Source organism: Enterococcus sp. 2201sp1_2201st1_C11_2201SCRN_220225, from assembly GCF_040925905.1.
Classification (GTDB): Bacteria; Bacillota; Bacilli; order Lactobacillales; family Enterococcaceae; genus Enterococcus_C; species Enterococcus_C asini_A.
In genome coordinates, this window is sequence record NZ_JBCOJC010000067.1 from 1 (window position 1) to 6,669 (window position 6,669).

The following is a 6,669-nucleotide window of genomic DNA, read 5'->3' on the forward strand; positions in this document are numbered from 1 at the left end:
AAATTAAAGTGTTGAACCAACAAGGAGGCAAAACAAATGATTTGTAGCTATTGCCAAAAGAAAATCATTCGTAACTTGTCCATAAAAGAATTGCTACTCCCTTGGCAGATTCCAAAAGGTGAACTATGTACAAGATGTAAAGCGCTGTTTGTGCCCTTAAGAAAAGAGAATAGCTGTCTAGGCTGCATGCGACAAGAGACAACGGGGGTATGCGAAGATTGTCAAAATTGGCAGGCAGAATATCCCCGTTATGACTTTTGCCATCAGGCTTTATTTGCCTATGAAGAACATTTTGCCCAGTGGTTAACGGATTATAAATTTATGGGAGATTATCGATTACGCTATACTTTTTGCCAAGAAGTTGCTCATGCTTTAAAACCATATTCTGATTTTATACTGTGCCCTTTGCCCTTGAGTCCAGAGCGTTTGAATCAACGGGGCTTTAACCAAACCAGTGGCTTTTTAAAAGGTGCTGGGCTAGCTTATCAAGAATTGTTAGTTCGTTTAAAAACAGATGTCCCTCAATCTAAAAAGAAAAGAGCAGAACGCTTAGCTTTGACTCAGCCTTATGTATTAAATGGTTCTCCTGAAGTCATTCATGGAAAAAAGATACTATTAGTGGATGATGTGTATACCACGGGGCGTACGATGTTTCATGCCGCTGAAGTAATCTTAAGGGCAAAGCCGGGATTGTTGCGAACCTTTTCCCTGGCTCGCTAAAAAGCTGAGAATCTGCTGAAATTGTTAGCGTTTCAGTTTGCAAAAAGGTTAGAGTTCGCTATAATAAAGGTAAGAAGAGAGAGCGAGAGTGGTCCTTGTTCTTTCTTTAGTGGTAGACGAAAGGGGCAATTGCTATGTTCAGATACAATGTACGGGGAGAAAATATAGAGGTTACGGAAGCAATTCGTGATTACGTGGAGAAGAAAGTCGGTAAATTAGAACGTTACTTTTCCGATGTACCGGAAGCAACAGCACATGTGAATTTAAAAGTGTATACTGAAAAAACAGCGAAAGTTGAAGTAACGATTCCATTGCCTTACCTAGTATTACGGGCAGAAGAAACTTCTCCAGATCTTTATGCAAGTATCGATTTGGTCGTGGATAAATTGGAACGCCAAATTCGCAAGTTCAAAACAAAAATTAACCGTAAATCTCGGGAAACAGCTTTACCTGATTCAGATGCAGGGGTGTTGTTTAACGTAGAAGCCGGTGAAGAAGAAAACGGCACTGATTTGGATATTGTACGGACCAAACGTCTGTCACTAAAACCAATGGACAGTGAAGAAGCTGTTTTACAGATGAACATGTTAGGTCACAACTTCTTTATCTTTGAAGATGCTGAAACCAATGGCACCAGCATTGTATATCGTCGTAAAGATGGCAAATATGGTTTGATTGAAACTGACTGATTGAACTGATTGAAGAGCGGAGGCCTAGTCCTCCGCTTTTTTTGTATGACTTGTTTTTGAGGAGAGACAATGTCCATCTGTTTTTTTAATTTCTAGTTCTAAGGTTATGCTAACTATTTCCTTTGGCGACAAGTAATGATAGAATAGATTGGAGAGTTTTTACTTTGAAACAATTTGATTTAAAGGAGAGTCATCTATAAATGGCCAATTTTTTACGTAAAATCATTGAAAATGATAAAAAAGAATTAAAGCGATTGGATGCAATCGCAAATCAAGTGGAAAGTTATGCTTCTGCTATGGAAGCTTTATCTGATGAACAACTGCGGAATAAATCGGTGGAATTCCGGGAATTGCTGAAAAATGGCAAAACTCTGGATGATATTTTGCCAGAAGCCTTTGCAGTTGTACGAGAAGGTGCTCGTCGGGTCTTAGGCTTGTACCCATACCATGTGCAAATCATGGGGGGGATTGTCTTACATGATGGCAATATCTCTGAAATGCGAACTGGTGAAGGGAAAACCTTAACGGCAACCATGCCTGTTTACTTAAACGCATTAAGCGGCGAAGGGGTACACGTAGTTACCGTCAATGAATATTTAGCAACTCGGGACTCTTCAGAAATGGGAGAATTGTATAATTTCCTAGGGCTAACGGTCGGCTTGAATTTAAATTCTATGTCCGCTGAAGAAAAACGAGCAGCGTATGCTTGTGATATTACCTACAACACCAATAACGAACTTGGATTTGACTATTTACGAGACAATATGGTGGTTTACCGCAATCAAATGGTACAACGGCCATTGAACTTTGCCTTAGTGGATGAAGTGGATTCCATCTTAATTGATGAAGCCCGGACACCGTTAATCATCTCGGGTCAAGCGGAAAAATCCACAGCATTGTACACCCGTACAGATAACTTTGTGAAACGGCTACAAGAAGAGGAAGATTACAAAATCGACATTCAATCTAAGACCATTGGCTTAACTGAGTCAGGGATTGAAAAAGCGGAAGAAACGTTTAACTTAGAAAACTTATACGATATTGAAAACACCCCATTGACCCACCATATGGATCAAGCTTTGCGGGCGAACTACATCATGTTGCGAGACATTGACTATGTGGTTCAAGAGGGCAAAGTCTTAATCGTGGATCAGTTTACTGGGCGGATTATGGATGGACGTCGTTATTCTGATGGCTTGCATCAAGCCATTGAAGCCAAAGAAGGCGTGGAAATTGAAGATGAAACAAAGACCATGGCGACAATCACCTTCCAGAACTACTTCCGGATGTATAAAAAACTAGCCGGGATGACCGGGACAGCCAAAACCGAAGAAGAAGAATTCCGGGAAATTTACAATATGCAAGTTATCCAAATTCCAACCAATCGGCCAATTATCCGGGATGATCGGGCAGACTTATTGTATCCAAGTTTGGATAGCAAATTTAAAGCAGTAGTTCAAGATATTAAAGACCGCCATCGCAAAGGTCAGCCAATCTTAGTCGGGACTGTAGCAGTGGAAACTTCCGAGCTCTTGTCTAATTTATTGGATAAAGAACAAGTACCTCACGAAGTCCTAAATGCAAAAAATCACTTTAAAGAAGCTGAAATCATTTTAAATGCCGGGCAAAAAGGCGCTGTTACCATCGCCACCAACATGGCTGGTCGGGGTACGGATATTAAACTAGGACTTGGTGTGGCAGAACTTGGCGGCTTAGCGGTTATTGGTACCGAACGCCATGAATCTCGCCGGATTGATAATCAGTTGCGGGGACGTTCTGGTCGTCAAGGAGATCCAGGTGTATCTCAATTCTACCTCTCTTTAGAAGATGATTTGATGAAGCGTTTTGGTTCTGATCGGATTAAAGCTTTCATGGAACGGTTAAATGTGGCAGAAGAAGACCAAGTAATTCAATCGAAAATGATTACTCGTCAAGTGGAAACTGCTCAAAAACGAGTGGAAGGAAATAACTACGATACCCGGAAAAACGTCTTGCAGTATGACGACGTGATGCGGGAACAACGGGAAGTCATGTATGGTCAGCGACAAGCTGTAATCATGGAAGATAAAGACCTTTCAAAAACCATGATGAACATGGTGAAACGTACCATCAGTCGCATTGTAGACGCCCATACGGTATTAGAAAAGAGTCAGTGGAATTTAGAAGGCATCGTGGATTTTGCAGGGAATGTTTTGGTTCATGAAGATACCATTTCCCTAGCTGACCTTGAAGGCAAAGAAGCTCAAGAAATCAAAGATTATCTCTACAGTCGTGCCGAAGAAGTTTTCCAACAAAAAGCAGAACAATTAAACAGTCCAGAACAGCTTTTAGAATTTGAAAAAGTGGTTATCTTACGAGTGGTGGACTCCAAGTGGACTGACCATATCGACGCCATGGATCAATTACGTCAATCCATTGGTTTACGAGCATATGGTCAAAATAATCCATTGGTAGAATACCAAACAGAAGGCTACAACATGTTTGAAGACATGATTGGTTCGGTTGAATATGAAGCAACTCGTTTGTTCATGAAAGCAGAGATTCGTCAAAATGTTCAACGAGAACAAGTAGCCCAAGGACAACCAGAGCAAACGCCTGAGCAAGAAGCCAATCAGGCTAAACCACAACAGCCCGTTCACGTAGAAAAAGTTGGTCGGAATGATCCTTGCCCATGTGGTAGTGGCAAGAAATACAAAAACTGTCACGGCAAAGGAAAAGTCTAATTTTGACAAACCGCTAAAAAACTGGCACAATATTCTAGGATATCGACGAGGTGGAGACAGATGTCTCCACCTTCTTTTGATGAAATGTATAAATAAAAAGGAGCGATTTTGATGGAATTAGCAGAAATTCGTAATACTTTAGCAGAAATGCAAACCAAAATCACCAGCTTCAGGGGGTCTCTTTGACTTAGATCAACTGGAAGAAGACATTGCCGAAGCCGAGCACAAAATGGCAGAACCGGGATTTTGGGATGATGGCGAAGCAGCCCAAGCAGTCATCAACGAAAACAATGCCAATAAAGCCGCTTATGATTCTTTTCAAGCTTTAGCCGGTGAAGTGGAAGAATTGGATATGATGTGTGAAATGGTAGCCGAAGAACCCGATGAAGAATTAGAAGCAGAATTAGTGGAACGTCTTCAAGGGCTATCTGAAAAAATGCAGACTTATGAGCTGGCAATGTTACTAGATGAGCCCTACGATCATAACAATGCCATTTTAGAGCTGCATCCAGGTGCTGGCGGGACCGAATCTCAAGACTGGGGCAGTATGCTTTTACGCATGTATACTCGTTGGGCCGAACAACACGGTTACCAAGTGGAAACATTGGATTATCAAGCTGGCGATGAAGCAGGAATTAAAAGTGTGACTTTATTGATTAAAGGCTACAATGCTTATGGCTATTTGAAGTCTGAAAAGGGCGTGCATCGTCTCGTGCGGATTTCCCCTTTTGATTCAGCCAAACGTCGTCATACTTCATTTTGCTCTGTAGATGTGATGCCTGAGTTAGATGGCAATATTGATATCGAAGTCAATCCTGATGATATTCGAGTGGACGTGTTTAGAGCTAGTGGCGCTGGGGGACAACATATTAACAAAACTTCTTCTGCGGTACGGATTACCCACGAACCTACGGGAATTGTGGTTTCCAGTCAAGCCCAACGTTCCCAATTCCAAAACCGGGATACAGCTATGGGTATGTTGAAAGCCAAACTCTATCAATTGGAGTTGGAAAAACAAGAACAAGAAGCCGCCGCTTTACGGGGAGAACAGTTGGAAATTGGCTGGGGTTCTCAGATTCGTTCTTATGTTTTCCATCCTTATTCAATGGTCAAAGATCATCGTACCAATCATGAAACGGGTAATGTACAAGCGGTGATGGATGGGGATTTGGACGGTTTTATTGACGCTTATTTGAAGTTGAAATTGAATCGTGAGTAAAAACATTGTGAAATGAAATGTAAATGTAACTTATTGAAAGCAAGCTGAAATATTCATATGCTATACTACGTGAGTATTGAAAACTAGTAAGATGGAGAGATAGCCATGATTGAAATGAAGGATGTAATGAAGAAGTACTCTAATGGTACGACTGCCATCCGTAATATCACGATCAACATCGATCAAGGTGAGTTTGTATATGTGGTCGGGCCTTCTGGTGCCGGGAAATCCACCTTTATCAAGTTGATGTATCGGGAAGAAAAAGCTACAAAAGGCACCTTGAATGTAGCGGGCTATGACCTGCTTAAGATCAAAAATAAAGAAGTTCCTCTGTTGCGTCGGGAAATCGGCGTAGTCTTTCAGGATTATAAGTTATTGCCTAAAAAGACGGTCTACGAAAATGTAGCCTATGCCATGCAAGTTATCGGCCGTAAACCGAGAGAAATTAAAAAACGGGTCATGGAAGTATTAGACTTAGTGGGTTTAAAACACAAAGTGCGGGTTTTTCCTAGTGAATTATCCGGTGGGGAACAACAACGGGTTTCCATTGCCCGGGCCATTGTCAACACACCAAAAGTGATGATTGCCGATGAACCAACGGGGAACTTGGATCCGGAAAACTCTTGGGAAATTATGAAACTTTTGGATCGTATCAATGCCCAAGGAACAACTGTGGTGATGGCAACCCATAATTCCACGATTGTGAATACAATCCGTCATCGAGTAGTCGCCATTGAAAATGGTCGAATTATTCGCGACCAAGCGGAAGGGGAATACGGATACGATGATTAGAACTTTTTTCCGTCATTTATTGGAAAGTATTAAAAGCTTAAAACGTAACGGCTGGATGACTGTTGCTTCCATCAGTGCGGTAACCATCACATTGTCTTTAGTAGGAATTTTTATGGCGGTCATCATTAACGCTACCAAACTAGCAGAAGACATTGAAAGCAATGTGGACGTTTCAGTCTTTATCGAGTACGGCACAAAACAACCGGAAATCGATGCGCTGGAAAAAGAATTAGAAGACTTGGATGAAGTCAAAGCAGTGAAATTCTCCAGTGCCGATGCCGAATTGGAAAAAATCAAGAAATCTATGGGACCGAAATGGGATCTCTTTGATGAAGATAGCAATCCTTTGTACGACGTTTTTGTAGTCAGCACCAATGACCCGAAAAAGACCAAGGCTGTGGCTAAAGAAGCTGGGGACTTGGAAAATGTTTACAAAGCTGATTACGGTGGTTTAGAATCTGAAAAGATCTTCAAAATTTCTGAAATCGTGAAAACTTGGGGCTTGGCTGCTGCGGCTCTACTATTG

6 protein-coding genes are annotated in these 6,669 nt (G+C 41.5%); all 6 read left to right on the forward strand.

Translation table 11 applies throughout. From position 1 onward, the window contains the following. Positions 1-36: 36 nt before the first annotated feature. Positions 37-720: a ComF family protein gene (locus tag AB5754_RS12430; protein ID WP_368250838.1), complete on the forward strand. Its 684-nt coding sequence runs from the start codon at positions 37-39 to the stop codon at positions 718-720. A 134-nt stretch (positions 721-854) separates the two neighbouring features. Then, complete coding sequence (gene raiA, locus AB5754_RS12435) at positions 855-1,409, forward strand: ribosome-associated translation inhibitor RaiA (RefSeq protein WP_311833153.1); 555 nt, start codon at positions 855-857, stop codon at positions 1,407-1,409. 200 nt (positions 1,410-1,609) lie between these two features. Then, positions 1,610-4,132: a preprotein translocase subunit SecA gene (secA, locus tag AB5754_RS12440; protein WP_368250837.1), complete on the forward strand. Its 2,523-nt coding sequence runs from the start codon at positions 1,610-1,612 to the stop codon at positions 4,130-4,132. A gap of 111 nt (positions 4,133-4,243) precedes the next feature. Then, a protein-coding gene (prfB, locus tag AB5754_RS12445; protein WP_368250835.1) for a peptide chain release factor 2 occupies positions 4,244-5,351 on the forward strand; the annotation gives its coding sequence in 2 pieces (ribosomal slippage) (positions 4,244-4,315 and positions 4,317-5,351; 1,107 coding nt in all). A gap of 105 nt (positions 5,352-5,456) precedes the next feature. Then, the gene (gene ftsE, locus AB5754_RS12450; RefSeq protein ID WP_311833156.1) at positions 5,457-6,143 is read left to right on the forward strand and encodes a cell division ATP-binding protein FtsE; all 687 of its coding nucleotides are present in this window, start codon (positions 5,457-5,459) and stop codon (positions 6,141-6,143) included. Beyond that, positions 6,136-6,669, forward strand: a 534-nt coding sequence (locus AB5754_RS12455) for a permease-like cell division protein FtsX (RefSeq protein WP_368259630.1), incomplete at its 3' end; no start/stop codon positions are given. The genes ftsE and AB5754_RS12455, both read left to right, overlap by 8 nt.

What these genes read in the sequence shown, in the direction of transcription:
- AB5754_RS12430 (WP_368250838.1), top strand. Translation starts at nt 37, where the DNA reads ATGATTTGTAGCTATTGCCAAAAGAAAATCATTCGTAACTTGTCCATA.
- raiA (WP_311833153.1), top strand. Translation starts at nt 855, where the DNA reads ATGTTCAGATACAATGTACGGGGAGAAAATATAGAGGTTACGGAAGCA.
- secA (WP_368250837.1), top strand. Translation starts at nt 1,610, where the DNA reads ATGGCCAATTTTTTACGTAAAATCATTGAAAATGATAAAAAAGAATTA.
- ftsE (WP_311833156.1), top strand. Translation starts at nt 5,457, where the DNA reads ATGATTGAAATGAAGGATGTAATGAAGAAGTACTCTAATGGTACGACT.